This is a genomic window from Paraburkholderia sacchari, assembly GCF_000785435.2.
Taxonomy (GTDB): Bacteria; Pseudomonadota; Gammaproteobacteria; order Burkholderiales; family Burkholderiaceae; genus Paraburkholderia; species Paraburkholderia sacchari.
In genome coordinates this window covers 43376-62687 of record NZ_JTDB02000004.1, presented here as the reverse complement: position 1 = coordinate 62687, position 19312 = coordinate 43376, and the positions used below count along the sequence as shown (strand labels likewise).

The following is a 19312-nucleotide window of genomic DNA, read 5'->3' as shown; positions in this document are numbered from 1 at the left end:
GTGCGCCCCCATCGAGCCGGAGTGCCCGGGTTCGTCCGGGCGGCGTCTCCGCTTTTGACCATTCATCTGCAGTCCCAAGTACGACCACTACAAAAGGACCTTCCCGCGTCATGAATGAAAGCCACTCGCACTTCAGTGACCTGTCGCTGCTTGTCCATCCGCGATCCATCGCGTTGATCGGCGCATCGGAGCGGCCCGACAGCATCGGAGGCCGCACATTCGAGAATCTGACCGCCTGGTCCGATTTTCGCGGCGAGCTCTACCTCGTGAACCCCGGCTATGCCGAAATTCACGGACGACGCTGCGTACCGTCCATACGGCGCATCGAGCAGGCTCCCGATCTGGCCATCCTGGCCGTGCGCGCGGACGCCGTGCTGGAGACGCTGCGCGAGTGCGGCGAGCACGGTGTAAAGTTCGCGATCGTCTTCACGTCCGGCTTCGGCGAAACCGGCGAGGCAGGACGAGCGATCGAGGCGCACATGCGCGAAATCGCGGCGAGCACCGGCATGCGGATCTACGGCCCCAACTGCCCCGGCCTGAACAACATGAATGCGCGGCTCGGTTTGTGCTTTTCGCCGGCATGGCGCATCGACCAGCGCAGCGGCCCGATTGGCGTCGCGACCCAGGGCGGCGGCCTCGGCCGCGCCTTCATCCAGGCCATGGACCGCGGTGTGGGCATCGGCCTTTGGTGTTCTGGCGGCAACGAGGTCGATCTCGAAGTCAGCGACTTTATTTACTACATGGCTGAAGCGCCCGACATCAAGGTCATCGTGACGACGCTCGAGGGCGTACGCAACGGCCCGCGCTTCATGGCTGCCGCTTTGCACGCCGCGCGCCTCGGCAAGCCGATCGTCGCGCTGAAGGTTGGCAAATCGGCCTACGGCGCGAAAGCCGCGCAATCGCATACCGCCGCCATTGCGGGCGTTGCTGAAATCAATAGCGCCGTGTTCCGCGAACTGGGCATCATCGAGGTCGACGACATCGACGAAATGATCGATGTCGCTTCGCTGCTGTCCCGCGCCGAGCCGACCGGCCGCGAACAGGTGGCCGTCTATAGCTTCTCCGGCGGGACCGCCGCACTCGCGTCCGATATGATCGGGCTAGCTGGCCTGACGCTAACCAGATTCGCCCCGCAGACGCTGCAAAAGCTGCGCGACACCCTCCCCGGCTACGCGGCGATCGACAACCCGGTCGACGTCACGGCGGAAGTGCTCGTCAATGCCGAGGTGAGCCATGCCGCCCTGAAAGCGACGGCAAGCGATCCGAACACGGACATCGTGCTCGTGCCCATTCCCGTCGAATACGGAAGGACCACTACGCTGCTCGGCGCAAGCCTCGTCGACGTACAGCGCGAGGTGAGCACGCCCATCGTCCCCGTGTGGATGAGCGACCGCACAGGCGAGGGACATCGCACGATCATCGAAGGCGGGTTGATGCCGATGCGTGCCGTGGGCAACGCCGTGCTGGCCGTCAAGCGGTTCATCGAATACGGGCGCTGGCGAACCCGCTTCGACAGCGCGTGGGTCCCGCTCGGCGCAATCGCGTCGCACGCAGCGAACATGGGTCTTTCCGAAGCCAGAACAAAGGCGCTATTGGCAAAAATCGGCATTCCCGTACCCAATGGCTGCGTCGCCCGCACCGCCGATGAAGCGGCGCAAGCCTGGCGCGACGTCGCAAACGGCAGAGGGGTCATGAAGATCGCGAGCGCTTCCATTACGCACAAGACCGATATGGGCGGCGTGCGGCTCGGCATTGCGTCGGAACGCGAAGCGGCCGAAGCGTTCGGGGACATTCATGCAAACGGCTTGCGGGTTTGCGCGGCTTCCGATATCGAAGGTGTACTGATCGAGCCCATGCTTCCGGCACCGTTTGTGGAAGTGGTAGTGGGCATTCACCAGGACCCCGTGTTCGGCCACGTGTGCACGTTCGGACTCGGCGGAGTCGGCATCGAACTCTTCGGCGATGTCAGCAGGCGGCTGCTTCCGCTCACAGCGCAGTCCGCCCGGCAGATGATCGAGGAGACCCGCTGTCACGCGCTGCTCAAAGGCTATCGCGGCCAGTGCGCCTATGACGTCGACGCGCTGGTTGCCGTCATGGTGAAACTGAGCGACTTCGTCGTGCGCCACGCCGACTCGGTCGGCGAGCTGGAAATCAACCCGCTCGCGGTACGACCGCAAGGACAGGGCGTCGTCGCGCTCGATGCGATCCTCTGCCATCACGGAGGCGAACCGGCCGCCAGTCAGCTGCCGGGCGGCCCGTTCCGTTGATCGAGGCGCGCAACGCCCGCAACCCGCCCTATTTCGTCTCGCGAGCCTTGCCGCTCCAGTACGGCTCGCGCAGATCCTTCTTCAGAATCTTTCCAGCGCCGGAAAGGGGCAATGCGTCACGAAACTCCACGGTCTTCGGGCATTTGTAGCTTGCAACGAACTCGCGGCAATGCTCGCGCAGGGTGGCTTCGTCGAGCTTCGCGCCAGGCTTGAGCACCACCACGGCGTGAACCGCCTCGCCCCAGTGCTCGTGCGGCACGCCGATCACCGCGCACATCGCCACAGCAGGATGACGCGCGATCACGTTCTCGATCTCGGCGGAATAGACGTTTTCGCCGCCCGTCACGATCATGTCCTTGATGCGATCGACGATGAACACATAGCCCTGCTCGTTCATGTAACCGCCGTCGCCGGTATGGAACCACCCGTTGCGCATGGCGCGCGCCGTTTCCTCCGGTTTGTTCCAGTATCCCGGCGTGATATTAGGACCGCGAACGACAATTTCGCCCACCGTCCCGCGCGGCACCTCGCGCCCTTCAGCGTCGACGATGCGGATGGTGACACCAATCCCGCCGCGCCCGACCGAGCGCGAAAGCCCGCTGCGGCGCGCGGCGTCGCTGTGATTCTCCGGCGGATTGCTCGACACGACGGGGCACGTCTCGGTCAGGCCATAGCTGTGCGATAGCTCGATCCCCGGAAACTGCGCGAGGAGCTGTTCGACCATCGCGCCTGCGCTGGGCGACGCGCCGTAGTAGAGCCGGCGCAGGCTGCTCAGGTTGTAGCGCGAAAGGTCGGGATGCGCGAGCAGCGCCTGAATCATCGTCGGCACCAGTACCGATTCGGTCACGCCTTCCCGTTCGATGGTCGCAAGCAACTCGCCTGCGTCGAACGACGGCACCAGCACGTGCGTGCCGCCCGCGAGGAATTGCGTCACGACGCGCCCAAGCCCCGCCACGTGAAAGAGCGGCGCGACGTGCATGACGACGCAGTTGGGCGGCTGCGGCATCTCTGCGAGACGCGGCACGCAACCGGACCACAGGTTCAGATGCGTCTGCATCACGCCTTTCGGAAAGCCCGTCGTACCGCCCGTGTACATGATGCAAGCGAGATCGTCGCCGCCGCGCCAGGCATCCTCGATGGGCGGCGTATCGGCGATCAGCGTCTCGAACGACAGCATGCCCTCGGGCGCCTCGCCGTCGCCCGCATAAATCACGAGCGGCGCGTGCTTCGCCTTCGCGCGAATCGCCTCGACATGGGGCAGGTACGTATCGTCGACGAGCAGGATGCGCGTATCGCAATCGTCCAGCGAGTAGACGATTTCCGGCACGCTCCAGCGCACGTTGATGGGATTGAGGACACCGCCACCCCACCAGACACCCATGATGTACTCGACGTACCGGTCCGAATTCGGGGCCAGCATGGCAACCCGGTCGCCATGCGCCATGCCAAGGCCGACCAGGGCGCCCGCGAGGCGCGCGACACGTTCGCCAAATTCGCCGTAACTGCGGCGACGCCCGCGAAACGCAGTGGCCGTCCGGTCCGGGTATTGCTGAACCGCACGATGAAGGCATTGGGTGAGGTACATCGTGATTGTCTCCGTTGTCGGTATCCAGATCGGAACGCGCGGCCCTGAAATGGAAGAAAGATCGTCCGCGCCAGTATGGCGCCAGGCACGAGATCGCCGCCCCCTCGACTCAGGGGGCGGGCCGTTCGGGCCGTGCGCATAAGTTCCGTTTCCGCCCTCGCCGAGTGCGCCTCCCGCGCGAGGCAACCTTTCACGCCGCCCCCCCCCCGGCATGACCCTTCTCGTCCGCCTGCAATTCCCGCTCTCCCCACCCGGCGCTTAAGTGCCGTCCTCGCCGCCCCCCGCGTTGGGGAGTGGCCCGGAACGGACCTCTAGCGATGATTCGATCACCCGAGCGCCCCGCACCACCAGGGTCCGCTCGACAGCAGGATTCATCAAGCATCCAAGACCGCGAGGTAAGCATGACCCGAACGCCAATACCGTATGGCATCACCGGCTATGGCGGCTATGTGCCCCGCCTGCGTATGCAGCGCGCCGCCATTGCCGCCGCCCATCGCTGGATGAGCGGCGCGGCCGGCGCCGCGCCGAAAGGCGAGCGCGCCTTCTGCAGCTGGGACGAGGACAGCATCACGATGGCCGTCGAAGCCGCCCGCGACGCGCTCGGTCAACGCACGCGCACGTGCATCGAAGCGCTGACACTCGCCACGACGCGGCCCGCCTTTGCCGACTTGCAAGGCGCGAGCATCGTCGCTGGCGCGCTCGAGCTGCCCGCCAGCGTGCGCACGCTCGAAATCGGGCAATCGCAGCGCGCCGGCGTTGCCGGCCTGCTGAACCACCTGCGCGCGGCGCGAGAGAACGTGCTGTTCGTCGCGAGCGACCATCCCTCGGCAAAGCCTGCCAGCGCGCAGGAACTCGCGTATGGCGCAGGCGCCGCGGCATTCACGCTCGGCAGCGAAGGTGTGATCGCCGAACTCATCGGCAGCGCCAGCGAGACAAATCTGTTCGTCGATCATTTTCGCGCCGCCGACGGCAAGCACGACTACTACTGGGAAGAGCGCTGGATTCGCGACGAAGGCTACGCGAAGATCGTCCCGGCCGCCGTCAAGGCCGCGCTCGAAAGCGCGGGCGTGCCCGCCGATGCGGTCGCGCACTTCGTATTTGCCGCGCCGCTCAAGGGCGTGGGCACAGCCCTGGCCAAGCGTGCCGGCATCGCCGCGCAGGCCGTCGCGGATCATCTCGACGAACATTGCGGCTACGCGGGCGCCGCGCATCCGTGTCTCATGCTCGCAGCCACGCTCGAACGCGCGCAACCGGACGACATCATCGTGGTGGCGGGCTTTGGACAGGGATGCGACGTGCTCGTGCTGAAGACGACCGCGGCCATCGCATCGTTCAGGCCGCGCCGCGGTGCGACGCAGGCCATCGCCAACGCCCAGGTGCATGGCGACTATCTGCGCATGCTCTCGTACGACAACGCCATCGACCTCGAATGGGGCATGCGCGCCGAGAAGCAGGTAAAGACAGCGTTCACCGAGCAATACCGCAGCGCGTGGCAGCTCGGCGGCTTCGTGGCCGGCAAATGCGGCTGTTGCGGCACCGTGCAGTTCCCGCAGCTGGCTTATTGCGTGAACGATACCTGCCACGCGCCCGCCTCGCAGTTCGAGCCCACCGCGCTCTACGACGTGGACGCGAAAGTGCTGACCATGACCGCCGACTGGCTTTCGTATCACCCGGCCCCGCCGCTCTATGTGGGCTTCGTGCAGTTCGACAACGGTGCGCGCGTGCTCATGGAAGTCACCGACGTCGGCACGGAAGGCCTCGATGTCGGCACGCCGCTGCGCATGGTGTTCCGTATCAAAGACATCGACAAGACGCGCAACTATCCGCGCTATTTCTGGAAAGCCACGCCGCTTGCGGCATAACGGAGGCGACAACCATGGCAAACGGTATCAAGGACAAGGTCGCCATTATCGGCATGGGCTGCTCGCGCTTTGGCGAGCGCTGGGACGCAGGCACGCACGATCTGCTGGCCGAGGCATTCAACGAAGCGCTCGCGGACGCTGGCATCGCTCGCAACGAGATCGGCGCCGCGTGGTACGGGTCGTGTCTCGATGCGGTGAACGTCGGCAACTCGGCCATCCCGGCCTCGCTCGCGCTGCGCCTCGATGGTATTCCATTCAGCCGCATGGAAAACATGTGCGCGACCGGCACCGAGGCGTTGCGCGGCGCGGCCTATGCGGTGGCGTCGGGCGCGGTGGACATCGCGCTCGCGATCGGCGCGGAAAAGCTCAAGGACACCGGTTACGGCGGCCTGCCGCCCACGTACAAGGGCACCATGAACGATCTGTGGCTGCCGCTTGGCTCCGCGCCCGCGGGCTTCGCTCAACTGGCCGATGGCTATCGCACCCGCCACGGCATCGCGAAAGACGAACTCAAGCGCGCGCTTGCCCGCGTGTCGTGGAAGAGCCATCAGAACGGCGTGCTGAGCCCCAAGGCTCACCTGCGCAAAGCGGTGACGATGGAACAGATTCTCGGCGCGCCGATCATCGCCGAACCGCTCGGCCTGTTCGACTGCTGCGGCGTGAGCGACGGCGCGGCGGCGGCCATCGTCACCACGCCGGAGATCGCGCGCGCGCTCGGCCGCAAGGACATGGTGACGATCAAGGCGATCCAGTTGAGCGTCAGTTCGGGCATCGAATCGACCACCAACGTGTGGGACGGCAGCCACGTTCGCAACACGCGCAACGCCGCGCAACGCGCCTATGCCGAGGCCGGCATCACGAATCCGCGCGAACAGCTCGATCTGATCGAAGTGCACGACTGCTTCTCCATTACCGAGCTCGTGACGATGGAGGACCTGTTCATCTCCGAAGCGGGACGCGCCGTGCACGACGTGCTCGACGGCTTCTATGACCGCGACGGCGGCGTGCCGTGCCAGATCGACGGCGGCCTCAAATGCTTCGGCCACCCTATCGCCGCATCGGGCTTGCGCATGGCCTACGAAATCTACAACCAGTTGCAGGACCGGGCCGGCGAGCGCCAGCTCAAGAACCCGGCCGTCGGGCTCACGCACAACCTGGGCGGCGTTCCCTACCAGGGCGTCGCCGCGATCAGCGTGCTGGGCCTTCACCACTAACAACGGATCTTAAGGATTCCGATTCATCGAGGAGTACACAATGGGTTTGCTCGAAGGGAAAGTTGTCATCGTGACCGGCGCGGGCGCCGGTGTCGGCAAGGGTATTGCCTGCGAGGCCGCGCGCCAGGGTGCGCGCGTAATCGTCAACGACCTGGGCGTGAACATCGACGGCTCCGGCGGCAGCGCCGGCCCCGCGCAGCAGACCGTCGACGAGATCCGCGCGGCGGGCGGCGAGGCTGCCGCCAATACCGATAGCGTGGCGGAATGGGACTCGGCCCAGAAGATCGTCCAGCAGGCGCTCGACACCTTTGGCCGCGTCGACGCCGTCGTCAACAACGCCGGCAATCTGCGCGACACGGTGTTCCACCGCATGACCGAAGAAGAGTTCGACGCGGTGGTGCGCGTCCACCTGAAGGGCTCCTGGAACATGTCGCGCGCCGCCGCGCCGCATTTCAAGGCGCAGGAATGCGGCGCCTTCGTGCACATGACCTCGACTTCGGGGCTGATCGGCAACTTCGGCCAGGCGAATTACGCCGCCGCCAAGATGGGCATCGTGGGACTGTCGAAATCCATCGCGATCGACATGCAACGCTTCAACGTGCGCTCGAACTGCATTGCGCCGTTCGCCTTCACACGCATGGTCGGCAGCGTGCCGACCGAATCGGAAGCAGCGAAGGAGCGCATGAAGGTCTACATGACGATGGAGTCCGGCAAGATCGCCCCGTTCACGCTCGCCCTCCTCACGGACAACGCGAAGCACGTCAACGGCCAGATCTTTGGTGTGCGTAACAACGAAATCTATCTGTTCTCGCAGCCGCGCCCCATCCGCACCGCGCACACGGCGCAAGGCTGGACCGTGGAGTCCTGCGTCGAGCGCGCCATTCCGATGTTCGAGAAGTCGTTCTACCCGCTCGAACTCTCGCGCGACGTCTTCGCCTGGGACCCGGTCTGACCGGAACCCCGGCGCGCCCCGCCAGTACGCAAAGGAACAGTACACATGGATTTCCAGCCTGATCGAAACCTCGAGGCCTTTCGCCAGAACGTGCGCACCTTCCTGCGCGAGCGTCTGCCAGCGGACCTCGTCCGCCCGCTGCGCACCGGCACGCGTTCGGCGCGCGAGGACGTGACGCGCTGGCAGCGCCTCCTCAACGAGCAGGGTTGGGGCACGCCCTCGTGGCCGGCCGAACATGGCGGCCCGGGCTGGAGCGTGCAGGAGCGCCTCGTTTTCGACGAGGAGTGCATGAACGCGGGCGCGCCCACCCAGGACGGCGGCGCGCAGAAGCTGCTCGGCCCCGTGCTCAATGCATTTGGCACACCTGAGCAGAAGGCGGCGCATCTGCCGCTGCTGCTGAGCGGCGAGCGTCAATGGTGCCAGGGCTTTTCCGAGCCGGGCTCGGGCTCGGACCTCGCGTCGCTGCGCACGCGCGCCGACCGGGTCACGGACGATGCAGGCGACCACTACGTCGTCAACGGGCAGAAAATCTGGACCAGCTACGCGCATCGGGCCGACTGGATCTTCCTGCTCGTACGCACCGATCAGGAGGCGAAGAAGCAGGCCGGCATCAGCTTCCTGCTGGTCGACATGAAGACGCCCGGCATCACGGTGCGCCCGATCCGCAGCATCGACGATTGCCATCACCTGAACGAGACGTTCTTCGACAACGTGCGCGTGCCCGTGTCGAACCGCGTGGGCGCCGAGGGCGAGGGATGGTCGATCACGAAGTTCCTGCTCAACAACGAGCACGCCTCGACGGCCGACCTGCCGGTGCTGCGGCGCTATCTGAAGCAGTTGCGGGCGCTGGCGGTGGTGGCCCGGGACGGCGCGCGCCCGCTGATCGAGCGCACCGGTTTCGCGCTGCGTCTCGCGCGTTTCGAAGCGGAAACGAACGCCATCGCCATGCTGGTGCAGCGCGTGGCGGCACTGGAGCAGGATCACAGCCCGGCGGCGCACGCCATGGGCTCGATCCTCAAGGTGCGCGCGACCGAACTGCAGCAGCAGATGAGCGCGTTCGTGGTGGAGGCGCTCGGCGATCACGGCGCAATCGCCTATCCGGGCCCGCAGGAACGCGACGCCGCCACGCTGCCGATGCAGGAGCTTGGCCGCGGCCTCGCCAACGAGATGTTCTTCCGCCGCGCCGCCACGATCTATGGCGGCACGAGCGAGGTCCAGCGCAGCATCGTCGCGCGTGCGCTGTTTCAGTTCTGAGCGCGCGAAGTCATATCGAAATCGAAGGAACCGAAATGAAGACGTATCAAACGATTGCCGACCTTCAGCCGCTGGTCGGCGAAGTGATCGGCACGAGCGAGTGGACGACGATCGACCAGGCGCGCGTCAATCTATTCGCCGACGCCACCGGCGATCACCAATGGATTCACGTGGACCCGGAACGCGCAAAAGACGGCCCGTTCGGCGGCGCGATCGCGCATGGTTTTCTCACGCTGAGCCTGCTGCCGGTTTTCTCCTCGACGGCGTATCGCATCGAGCAAAGCCGCATGGGCGTGAACTACGGGCTCGACAAGGTGCGCTTCCCCGCCCCGGTGCCGGTGGGCAGCCTCGTGCGCGCGCATTTCCGCCTGTTGGCCTGGGAGCCCCTGGACAACGGCGGCGCACAGATCAAAGTCGAAATGACGGTGGAGCGCGAAGGCTCGGCCAAGCCGGTCTGCATCGCCGAATCGATTGTACGGCGCTATCCCTGAGATCCCGGGATCCGGGGCAAGGCGCAACGGCCAGGCGGCCGCAATCTAATCCAATCAGGAATGGAGGAACGAAGATGGATCTGGGACTGAAAGATCGCGTGGCGATCGTGACGGGCTCCGCCCGCGGCATTGGTGCGGAAACGGCGCGCATGCTGGCGACCGAGGGCATGGCCGTGGTGGTCACCGACCTCGACGCCGACGCGGCGCAGGAAAACGCGCGTCATATCGAGGCGAACGGCGGCAAGGCGATCGCCGTGCAGTGCGACGTGCGCAGCGAGGAGCAGGTACGCAAGATGGTCGGCGCCGGCGCCGAGGCATTCGGCCGGATCGACGTGCTGGTGAACAACGCGGGCCTCGTGAAAGACCGCACGCTCCTCAAGATGGAGGAAGCGGACTTCGACCTCGTCCTCAACGTCACGCTCAAGGGCGCATTCCACTGCTGCCGCGCCGTGCTGCCCCACATGCATGAGCGCGGCTGGGGCCGCATCATCAACATCAGCTCGCGCGCGATGTTCGGCAACCCGGGGCAAGCCAACTACTCGAGCGCCAAGGCGGGGCTCGTCGGGTTCACGCGCGCGCTCTCGCTGGAGCAGGCGCGCAAGGGCGTCACGGTCAACGCCATCGCGCCGGGCTTCATCGAAACGGAATATATCCAGAGCCTGCCCAACTACGACACGATTCGCGAGAACGCGCTTGCCAAGAACGCCGTGACGTTCGCCGGGCAGACCAGCGACATCGCGGGCGCCGTCGCGTTCATGGCCTCCGAGCAAGCCCGTTACATCACGGGCACCACGCTGTTCGTGACCGGAGGACGTTATGGCTGATCTCGATTGCGATGTCGATGGCCTCGACAGCAGCCAGCAGCTGCTGCGCGACAACATCCGCCGCTACCTGAAGCAACACGTTGCGCCGCGCATCCAGCAGGCGGAGCGCGACAAGCGCTTTCCGCACGAAGTGCTCACCGGCCTTGGCGACTTCGGTTATCTCGGCGGCTATTTGAGCGAAGCGGACGGCGGCCTCGGCATCGACTACCTGACGTGGGCCGTGATGATGGAAGAAGCCGGCTATTGCTGGCTCTCGCTGCGCATCCTGCTCAACGGCCTCAATATCGTCTCCGGCATCATCAACGCGTACGGCACGGAAGACCAGAAAGAGCGCTTCATGCGGCCGTTGCTGCGCAACGAGCGCAAGACGTTCGTCTCGATCTCCGAGCCCGACGTCGGCTCGAACGTCGCCGAAATCAAGACTCGCGCCGACAAGCGCGGCGACCGCTACGTGCTCAACGGCAGCAAGCTGTGGATCACCAACGGTCTGTTCGCCGACTTCGGCATCGTTGTCGCGCGCACCTATAGCGAGCAGTGCGACGGCAAGCTGTCGCTGTTCCTCGTCGAGGTCGGCGAAACGAAATTCGACGTGAGTCCGGTCGAGACGATGTTCGCGCGCAGCACCGGCACCGCTGCGTTTACCTTCGACAATGCGGAGATTCCCGCCGCGAACCTCATTGGCGAAGAAGGCGAAGGGCTGCGGCAGATCCTGATCGGCCTGAACTTCGGACGCCTGAACGTGGCCATGGGCGCGGTCGGCGCGGCGCAAAGCGCGCTCGATCTTTCCGTCGAGTACGCGAAGCAGCGCAAGCAGTTCGGCCGCGCGATCGGGTCGTTCCAGCTGGTGCAGAAGCATATCGTCGACATGACCGCGAAAACGCTGGCCGCCCGCGCGCTCGGCTATCGCGCCGCGCGCGCGATGCAGAACGGCACGGCGCGCACGGAATGCTCGATTGCCAAGCTGTACGCGACCGAAGCCGCCTTCGATGTCGCGAACCACGCGCTGCAGGTGCACGGCGGCATGGGCTATGCGAGCGAGTACCCCATCGAGCGCATCTTCCGCGATACGCGCGGCGGCATGATCCCCGAAGGGACGACCGAAATCCAGACACTCATCATCGGGCGCGAGATCCTCGGCATTTCCGCGCTCACCTAAGGAGACACAACATGACTGAAACCAGCGTCCTCGACGAGATCGCCAAGGCGTCGATCTACTGGGAAGACCTCACGCCCGGCACGACCTACACCACCTCCTCGCGTACGATCACGGAAGGCGACGTGGCGGCGTTCGCCGCCCTCACCGGCGACTTCAACAAGGTGCACGTGGACGCCGAATATGCGAAGGGCACGATCTTCGGCCAGCGCATCGCGCACGGCATGCTGGTCGCTTCGTTCATGGCCGGCCTGACCTCGCGCTCGATCCCCAACCAGCTGATGGAAGGCGCGCTCTTCAGCGTGCTGGAAAACCGGCTGAAATTCCCGAAGCCGACCTTCATCGGCGACACGCTGCGCGTCGAGATCGAAGTGCTCGAGCAGCGCGAAACGAGCCGGCCGGAACGCGGCATCATCGCCTTCATGCGCCGCGGCATCAACCAGCGCGACGAAGTCGTCGCCGAGATGGCCGCGACGTGCCTGTTCAAGCGACGCCACCCTGCGGCGCAGTGAGTGCGGAGACAGACTCATGGTAAAGACCGAAATTGGCTACACCACGACCGATACCATCATGGTCCGTGGTCTGAACCTGTCGACCGAGATCATCGGCAAGTTCGATTTCATCGACATGATCTTTTTCACGACCCTCGGCCGCAAGCCCGAGCCGCGCGAGAAGGTCATGGTCAACGCGTTGCTGGTCACCACGGCCGACCACGGCATCACGCCCAGCTCGCTTGCAGGCCGCCTGACCTATATCGGCGCGCCCGAAGCGCTCCAGGGCGCGGTCGCGGCCGGCTTGCTGGGCGCGGGCAGCGTGTTTCTCGGCACGATGCAGAACGCGGCCGAAATGCTGCTCGAAGGCGCGAAGGACCTGCCGGAGCAAGCCAGCGACGAACAGATCCGTGAAGCCGCCCGCGCGGTGATTCGCCAGCACAAGGAGCAACGCCGCGCGATTTACGGCGTGGGGCACCCGATCCATATCGACGGCGATCCGCGCGTTCCCACGCTGCGCGAACTGGCCCGCGAGAACGGCTACTACCACGTGCACTGGCGGCTGATGGACGCGATCGGCGACGTGCTCACCCAGGAGATGAAGAAGCCGCTGCCGCTGAATGCGGTGGGCGCGATCGCGGCCATCGTCGCCGCGATGGGCCTCGATCCGCTGATCGCCCGCGGCCTTTCGCTGGTCGGCAGATCGGCGGGGCTGCTCGCTCACATCATGGAAGAGAAGAGCGCGCCGATGGCCCGTGAAGCCTGGCAGCTCGTGCTGAAGGACGACCCGCGCAACGTCCTGCCCTGATCGCCACCTTCTGTGCGCCCCGCGTCACCTTGCGGGGCGCCCTCTTCTCATTCGTGGAAAAAGGATGCTCTCCATGAACACCTCCCCTGCTTCAGCAGTTTCGCGGCAGCTCATGCATACGCGCACGATGAGCTGCAACGGCTATCTGCGCAGCGACGGCCTCTTCGACATCGAAGGCGAACTGCGCGACATCACCCCGATCGACACCGATCTCCTCTTCAAGCGCGTGCCCAAAGGCGCGCCGATCCATCACATGCGCATCGTGATGACGCTGGATACGGCGATGGTGATCCAGAACGTGACGGCGCATATCGAGGCGGGGCCGACCGTTTACTGCACGGACATCGAGTCGGCTTATGCAGGACTGAAAGGCATGCAGATCGGCGCCGGCTTTCGCAAGCAGATCAAGGCGGTCGTGGGCGGCGTGAATGGCTGCACCCACCTGACCGAACTGCTGGGCCTGCTCGCGAATACGGCGATGCAGACGCGCTTCGCCGTGGGCCGCGTCGAGCGCAATGGGCGGCTGCCCGCCGACGAGTCCGGAACGATGGCCCCGCCCGCGGTCATCAACAGCTGCTACACCAATCGCGCCGACGGCGAGGCCATGAAGGTGCTGTGGCCGCTGCACAGACGGCCGGCCACTTGATGCATGAGACCTGGAATCAGGCCGGCAGCCGGCCGCGCTTCAGTTGAAACGATACGGACACGCGGTCGGCCGGATAGCGCGTATCGGAGATCTCCAGGATGCGGCCGTCCTGGCGGCGGTAATGCCGCACGAGCCGCAGTCCCGCCGACGCGGGTTCCACCTTCAGCCGCTTCGCGAGCGCGGCGTCGATCAGCACGCCCCGCACGATCTGCCTGATCTCGTCGAACGGTTGCCCGCTTTCGCGCTCGATCATCGCGCTCACAAGTTCCCCCGGGCGGCTGCGGATCTCGTCGATCAAATGCGCAAACGCGGCATCGATATAAATGTCCGCCCACGCGAGCGGCGCTCCCCGCTTTCCCGCCTCGACGCGCAGCCCCGAAAGCCGTATCCAGTGACTTCCAGGCGGCGCCTCGAGGCTGCGCGCCAGCGTGCGATCGAGCTTGACCGGCGTGACCGTCTCGATCGAGCGCACCTCGGTCGCCGCGACCCTCATCAGGTCTTCCGGCGTTTCGAACGATTGAGTGAAGGCCGTGCGCGGATTCGCGCTCTCGACGATCGTGCCGACCGACTTCTTGCGCGAAATGTAGCCGAGATCCTGAAGCATCTTGAGCGATGCCCGCACGGTGTGCCGGCTCACGCCATGCAGTTCGGCCAACTCCGGCTCCGTGGGCAGCAGACCGCCCACCGCATAGCGGCCGGCGCCAATGGCCTTGATGAGCGTTTGCGCGAGTTCGGCGTAACGGGTGACCGGCAGGGATGGATTGACCGGAGGGGTCCTGGATTTCGCGCTCATGTCCTGCTGCGTTGTCGCTGGGTTATCGCTGGGTTGCCGCTGGGTTGTCATTGCCACAGCGCGCGGGGCGCTGTTCAAGGAGTTACCGATTGTACGCGCAACGGGAGCGCCGCTTGCTGGCCGGCCGCGCCCGATGACGTGCGCGGCCCGCGCTCGACTAGCCCGCGAAAAAGCGCTGCTCGGCCGCGGAAGGCAACGGCATGCCCGTCACCCTCGCCTTTTCCAGCACGCTCCAGAAGTACCGGTAGGTGGCCCGGTCGTGCAGTTCGCCCTCGTACTGGATCGGCCCCCAGGCGGCATCCTGCGCCGCGACGAGAATCGCGGCAGCGTCCGCCACTTCTTCGAAATCCGGCCGCATGGCGTTGACGATCGGCTGGATCTGCGCCGGATAGATGCTCCACATGCGCAGAAAGCCAAATTCGTTGCGCGCCCGGCCCGCGTCGGCAGCGATCACGGCGGCGTCCTTGAGGTTCAGGCAAACGTTGTGCGCCGGCACGATGCCGTTGGCGAGCGCCGCCGCCACCACATCGGCCTTGGCGCGCGCCAGCAGCGCGTGCTCGAACTGCCCCGGGCTGCGCATCGCCGCCGCCGGAATCGCGCCATGGTGACCGCTCACGAAATCCATGAGGCCGAAGTCGAGCACTTCGATGTGCGGCAACGCCGCGATCGAAAAGACTTCGCGCAGCGCGCCGTGCGTTTCGATCAGGACGTGAACCGGAACGGCGCGATCGACGCCATTCTTTCGGGCAACTGACTGAATATGGTCGATCACCTCCGCAACCTGGGCTACCGTGGTCGCTTTCGGAATCGTGATGTAGGCGACGCGCTGCCCCGCCTCCCCGACGATGATGTCCACGTCCTGACGCCACGCGGGGTGCGACGGATCGTGAATGCGGGCACCGGCGCGGCCAAAGCGGTTGAGCTCCGAGTTGAGCATGCGGGCGACCATCTGCGCGTGCTCGCGCTCCTGGCCGGCAGCCGCGCCGTCTTCGCAGTCGCAGGTGATATCGAAAACCGGGCCGTATTCGGCCTGCAAGCCGAGCGCCTTGGCAATCAGCTTTTCGCTGCCGGCGAAGTGCTCGCAGGCAGGCAACGCGGGAAACGGCTTTTCGCCCGAAAAAAGGGCGTCTTTGGGATGCGTGTGGACAGTCATCATTGGCTCCGTGTTGCAGATTTTTTGGGCATGGCGATCGTGTAGTCGAGATCGAGCACGATATTGGTCGAATGAGCGGGACGGCCAGCGCCGGTGTCGGGAAAGACGATCGAGGCGGCCTCCACGTTCTTCGCCGCGATCATGCGCAGGCGCAGGGCGCCAACGTGGTCGTCGCCGAGGTCGAACTTGCCGGTCACGGTGGTGGCGCAAACGAGGGTGTCGCCGGCCAGCGTGGGGTTGACGTGGCTGCCTGCGTTGATGGCCAGCATCGTCAGCGCATTTTCGATCCCGTCGTACGCGAGCGCCTTGCAGATCGACATTACGTGGCCGCCGTAGACCAGGCGACGTCCTTCGCTGGCGGAGGCGGCACGCGCGTCGAAGTGCGCCTTCGCGGTGTTCTGATACAGCCGCGTGGCGATGCTGTGATCGCTGTCGTTGAGCGCCATCGCACCCGGGTGATCGATGCGTTCGCCCACGGCGTAGTCGTCCCACAGATCGGCGACTCCCGTGAGCGCGGTGATCTGCGCGACTTGCGGGCCGAACGGATGGCGCGGCAGGCTCCCGACCCTCACCGACTCCGGAAGCGGCGGCACATGAGCCTGCGGGCAATCGGCCTGCACGTCGCGCTTGTGGACCATCACCCAGCGGACCCACGTGAGCACCGCTTCATCATGCTGATTCTTCGCCGTCGAGCGCACATAGACGATCCCGCTCCTGCGGCTCGTGTTCTCCTTCAAGCCGATCACCTCGGTTTCCACGGCGAGCGTGTCGCCGGGATAGACCGGGGCGAGGAAGCGCACGTCGGCATAGCCGAGATTCGCCACGGCGTTCAGCGAGATATCGGGCACCGTCTTGCCGAACGCCGTGTTGAACACCAGCAGGTCTTCCAGCGGCCGCACGTCGAATCCCAACTGACGCGCGTTCGTCGTGGCGGTGCCGAGCACGGAGCGGCTTCCCGTCAAGCCGATATAGAGACTGCGGTCTCCTTCGGTAAGCGTGCGCGGCGTGGCATGGCGCAGCTTCATGCCCACGCGGAAATCCTCGAAAAAATTGCCGCTTCGGTTCTTGCTCATTCATCCTCCGGTTCGTCAGGCCTCCCGCAGGGCGGCACTATGTACGTACATATTCACGAAAACAAAGCATGCCGTCAACCGTTTTCGAAAATGCCGGTAATTTACGTGTTTTTCCGTATTTTTAAGTGCATATTTGAACTTAACACCCCCCCGAAACTGTGCGTTCCGAGATCGAGCACGCTGCTAATATGTCCGTACATAGTTGCGCCCCTGCGCACCTAAAGAACATGGACCGGTCTTCAAGGAGCCCACAATGCAAAGACTCACCGACGAGCGCCGCATGATTCAGGATTCGGCGCGCCAGTTCACCATGGAGCGCGTGCTTCCTCTCGCCAACAAGCTCGACCCGGAAAAGGGCAAGATTCCGCGCGAACTCATCGACGAAATGGCCGAACTCGGTTATTTCGGCATCCTGATTCCCGAGGAATACGGCGGCCTCGGCCTCGGCGCATACGAGTACTGCCTCGTTGCGGAGCAGCTCTCGCGCGGCTGGATGAGCGTGGCCAGCCTGATCGCTCGCGGCAACGGCCTGATCGGCGCGCTCAAGAGCCTCAGCCCCGAAAAGAAGGCGGACTATCTGCCGCGCATGGCGCGCGGCGAATTCCTCGGCGCTTTCTCGCTTTCCGAACCGAACGCGGGCTCGGACGTCGCCAACATTTCGTGCCGCGCGGTGCGCGACGGCGACGATTGGGTCATCACCGGCAGCAAGTACTGGTGCACGTTCGCCGACGAAGCCGACTTCATCCTCGTGATCGCCCGCACCGACCCCGAGGTCGATCCCAAGGCGCGTCACCGCGGGCTCTCCGCCTTCATGGTCGAAAAGCCGAGAGGCGAGCTGCCCGCCAACGTCGCAGGCAGTCCGATTCCGAAGATCGGGTATCACGGCTGGACCACGTGGGAACTCGCGTTCGACGGCTGCCGGGTTCCCGCTTCGAGCATGGTCGGAGAGGAAGGCAAGGCGTTCTATCTCGCCACGGCCGGTCTCGAAACGGCTCGCGCGCACACGGCCGCGCGCTCCATCGGGCTCGCTCAAGGCAGTCTCGAAGACTCGATGACGTATGCCCGCGACCGCGCGCAGTTCGGCTCGCCCATCGGGCATTTCCAGGCCATCCGCTTCAAGATCGCCGACATGGCCACGCAAATCGAGGCATCCCGCGCGCTGCTGTATTCGGTGTGCGAACAAATCGACGCGGGCAGGCGCTGCGACACGGAAGCCGCGATGGTGAAGCTTTTCGCCAGCGAAATGTCCGAGCGCGTGACCAGCGAAGGGCTGCAGATTCACGGCGGCGCGGGCTACACGACCCATTTCGCCGCGGAGCGTTACTGGCGCGACGCCCGCCTCACGAAGATCTTCGAGGGGACGTCAGAGATCCAGATGCGCATCATCTCCGACGCCCTGCTCGGCAAGGCCGCTGCGTAGCCGTAGCCGGCTTTCACGAGACACAGGAGAACCACATGGAGACTTCGACCGCCACGGCGGACCATTCCCGCGGGGCGCTCAGCGGCATACGCGTCATCGATCTCACGCAAATGCTGGCCGGGCCGTTCTGCACGCAGATCCTCGCGGATCACGGCGCGGATGTCATCAAGATCGAAGGCCTGAGCGGCGACGGCACGCGCGCCAACGGCCCTTACTGCGAAGACGACGCGCTGCGCGATTTCGGCGGCTATTTCCAGAGCGTGAACCGCAACAAGCGCTCGATTGCCGTCGATCTGAAAACGGCTCAGGGTCTCGACGTCGTGCGCAAGTTGATCGCGCAGGCCGACATCGTCGTCGAGAACTTCCGCTCCGGCGTGATGGAGCGGCTCGGTCTCGCGTGGGAAGAGCTGCGCGAACTCAATCCCCGGCTCGTCTACGGCGCGGTGCGCGGCTTCGGCGATCCGCGCAGCGGCGCGAGCCCCTATGCCGAGTGGCCCGCTTACGACGTCGTCTCCCAGGCGATGGGCGGCATGATGGGCATCACCGGGCCCGACCGCGAGACGCCCATGAAGATCGGCCCCGGCGTGGGCGACACCGTGCCGGCGCTCATGCTCTGCATCGGCTTGCTGGCCGCCGTGCTGCGGGCCCGCGAGACCGGCGAGGGGCAATTCGTCGACGTCGCCATGACCGACTGCGTGCTGGCCATGTGCGAGCGCATCGTCTATCAGACCTCGTATACGGGCGTCGTGCCGACGCCGGAAGGCAACCGTCACCCGCTGCTTTGTCCGTTCGGGCTGTTTCGGGCACGCGATGGCTGGGCGTCGATCGCGGTCGCGCACGACGGCTTCTGGAAAGAACTCGCCCATGCAATCGGCCAGCCCGAATTGATTGCCGACGCCCGGTTCGCCACGAACGCCGCGCGCGTGAACCACACGCAGCAGGTGGTGGAGATCATCGAGGCATTCACGTCGGTGCGAACCAAGGCCGAACTGGCCGAATGCTTCGGCGGTCGTGTTCCGTTCGGACCGGTCTACACGTCAGCGGAAATCTTCGACGATCCGCACTACCGCGTGCGCAATATGCTCGTGGATGTCGAGCAGCCAGGATCGGACAGCCGGGTCAAGATCGCCGGCGTGCCGATCAAGATGGGCAGCACGCCCGGTGGCGTGCATCGCCGCGCGCCGATGCTCGGCGAACATACGGACGAAGTGCTGTTCGCGGCTGGCTACGATGCCGACGCCGTTGCCCGCTTGCGCGAGTCGGGCGCGATTCGATGACCACCCCGGCGGGCGCCGAGCCGGCGCCCGCCGTTCCGTTTCACCCCAT

Annotated in this window: 17 protein-coding genes; 13 read left to right on the top strand and 4 right to left on the bottom strand. The window is 65.3% G+C overall.

Translation table 11 applies throughout. The annotated features are described in order from the left end of the window. Positions 1-110 precede the first annotated feature (110 nt). Positions 111-2267: an acetate--CoA ligase family protein gene (locus tag NH14_RS15830; RefSeq protein WP_035532775.1), complete on the top strand. Its 2157-nt coding sequence runs from the start codon at positions 111-113 to the stop codon at positions 2265-2267. Positions 2268-2295: 28 nt separating this feature from the next. Here the strand turns inward: NH14_RS15830 and NH14_RS15825 are convergent, their stop codons facing one another. Then, entirely contained in the window at positions 2296-3852 is a 1557-nt protein-coding gene (locus tag NH14_RS15825; protein ID WP_035532777.1) for an acyl-CoA synthetase, read from the bottom strand. A 401-nt stretch (positions 3853-4253) separates the two neighbouring features. Here NH14_RS15825 and NH14_RS15820 point away from each other — a divergent pair, with 401 nt between their 5' ends. The 10 genes from NH14_RS15820 (at position 4254) to NH14_RS15775 (ending at position 13547) form a co-directional block, all read left to right on the top strand. Further along, the gene (locus NH14_RS15820; protein ID WP_035532779.1) at positions 4254-5714 is read left to right on the top strand and encodes a 3-oxoacyl-[acyl-carrier-protein] synthase III C-terminal domain-containing protein; all 1461 of its coding nucleotides are present in this window, start codon (positions 4254-4256) and stop codon (positions 5712-5714) included. 14 nt (positions 5715-5728) lie between these two features. Beyond that, a complete protein-coding gene (locus NH14_RS15815; RefSeq protein ID WP_035532781.1) occupies positions 5729-6928 on the top strand; it encodes an acetyl-CoA acetyltransferase in 1200 nt (399 codons plus the stop codon). A gap of 40 nt (positions 6929-6968) precedes the next feature. Next, positions 6969-7880, top strand: coding sequence for an SDR family NAD(P)-dependent oxidoreductase (locus NH14_RS15810; protein WP_035532782.1), 912 nt, complete (start codon positions 6969-6971; stop codon positions 7878-7880). Positions 7881-7925: 45 nt separating this feature from the next. Then, positions 7926-9134 carry an acyl-CoA dehydrogenase family protein gene (locus NH14_RS15805; protein ID WP_035532783.1) on the top strand — a complete coding sequence of 403 codons (1209 nt, stop codon included), beginning with the start codon at positions 7926-7928 and terminating at the stop codon, positions 9132-9134. Positions 9135-9169: 35 nt separating this feature from the next. Then, positions 9170-9625, top strand: coding sequence for a MaoC family dehydratase (locus NH14_RS15800; protein ID WP_035532786.1), 456 nt, complete (start codon positions 9170-9172; stop codon positions 9623-9625). A gap of 74 nt (positions 9626-9699) precedes the next feature. Continuing rightward, positions 9700-10449 carry an SDR family NAD(P)-dependent oxidoreductase gene (locus NH14_RS15795; RefSeq protein WP_035532788.1) on the top strand — a complete coding sequence of 250 codons (750 nt, stop codon included), beginning with the start codon at positions 9700-9702 and terminating at the stop codon, positions 10447-10449. Beyond that, positions 10442-11605, top strand: coding sequence for an acyl-CoA dehydrogenase family protein (locus NH14_RS15790; RefSeq protein WP_052148446.1), 1164 nt, complete (start codon positions 10442-10444; stop codon positions 11603-11605). Before NH14_RS15795 ends, NH14_RS15790 begins: the two co-directional genes overlap by 8 nt. Positions 11606-11616: 11 nt before the next feature. Then, positions 11617-12114, top strand: coding sequence for a MaoC family dehydratase (locus NH14_RS15785; RefSeq protein WP_035532790.1), 498 nt, complete (start codon positions 11617-11619; stop codon positions 12112-12114). 16 nt (positions 12115-12130) lie between these two features. After that, positions 12131-12901, top strand: a complete 771-nt coding sequence (locus NH14_RS15780) for a citryl-CoA lyase (RefSeq protein ID WP_035532792.1) — start codon at positions 12131-12133, stop codon at positions 12899-12901. 73 nt (positions 12902-12974) lie between these two features. Next, positions 12975-13547, top strand: a complete 573-nt coding sequence (locus NH14_RS15775; protein WP_035532794.1) for a DUF2889 domain-containing protein — start codon at positions 12975-12977, stop codon at positions 13545-13547. A 16-nt stretch (positions 13548-13563) separates the two neighbouring features. Here the strand turns inward: NH14_RS15775 and NH14_RS15770 are convergent, their stop codons facing one another. The 3 genes from NH14_RS15770 to NH14_RS15760 form a co-directional block, all read right to left on the bottom strand. After that, on the bottom strand, positions 13564-14340 hold the full coding sequence (locus NH14_RS15770) for a GntR family transcriptional regulator (RefSeq protein ID WP_052148447.1): 777 nt from the start codon (positions 14338-14340) through the stop codon (positions 13564-13566). Positions 14341-14497: 157 nt separating this feature from the next. Next, on the bottom strand, positions 14498-15493 hold the full coding sequence (locus tag NH14_RS15765; protein WP_035532796.1) for an HpcH/HpaI aldolase/citrate lyase family protein: 996 nt from the start codon (positions 15491-15493) through the stop codon (positions 14498-14500). Next, positions 15493-16566 carry a MaoC family dehydratase gene (locus NH14_RS15760; protein WP_035532799.1) on the bottom strand — a complete coding sequence of 358 codons (1074 nt, stop codon included), beginning with the start codon at positions 16564-16566 and terminating at the stop codon, positions 15493-15495. Before NH14_RS15760 ends, NH14_RS15765 begins: the two co-directional genes overlap by 1 nt. Positions 16567-16819: 253 nt before the next feature. Here NH14_RS15760 and NH14_RS15755 point away from each other — a divergent pair, with 253 nt between their 5' ends. Together NH14_RS15755 and NH14_RS15750 are read left to right on the top strand one after the other, a co-directional pair. Next, entirely contained in the window at positions 16820-17986 is a 1167-nt protein-coding gene (locus tag NH14_RS15755; protein ID WP_035532802.1) for an acyl-CoA dehydrogenase family protein, read from the top strand. Between the two features lie 35 nt (positions 17987-18021). Beyond that, positions 18022-19263, top strand: coding sequence for a CaiB/BaiF CoA transferase family protein (locus NH14_RS15750; RefSeq protein WP_035532804.1), 1242 nt, complete (start codon positions 18022-18024; stop codon positions 19261-19263). Positions 19264-19312: the final 49 nt, after the last annotated feature.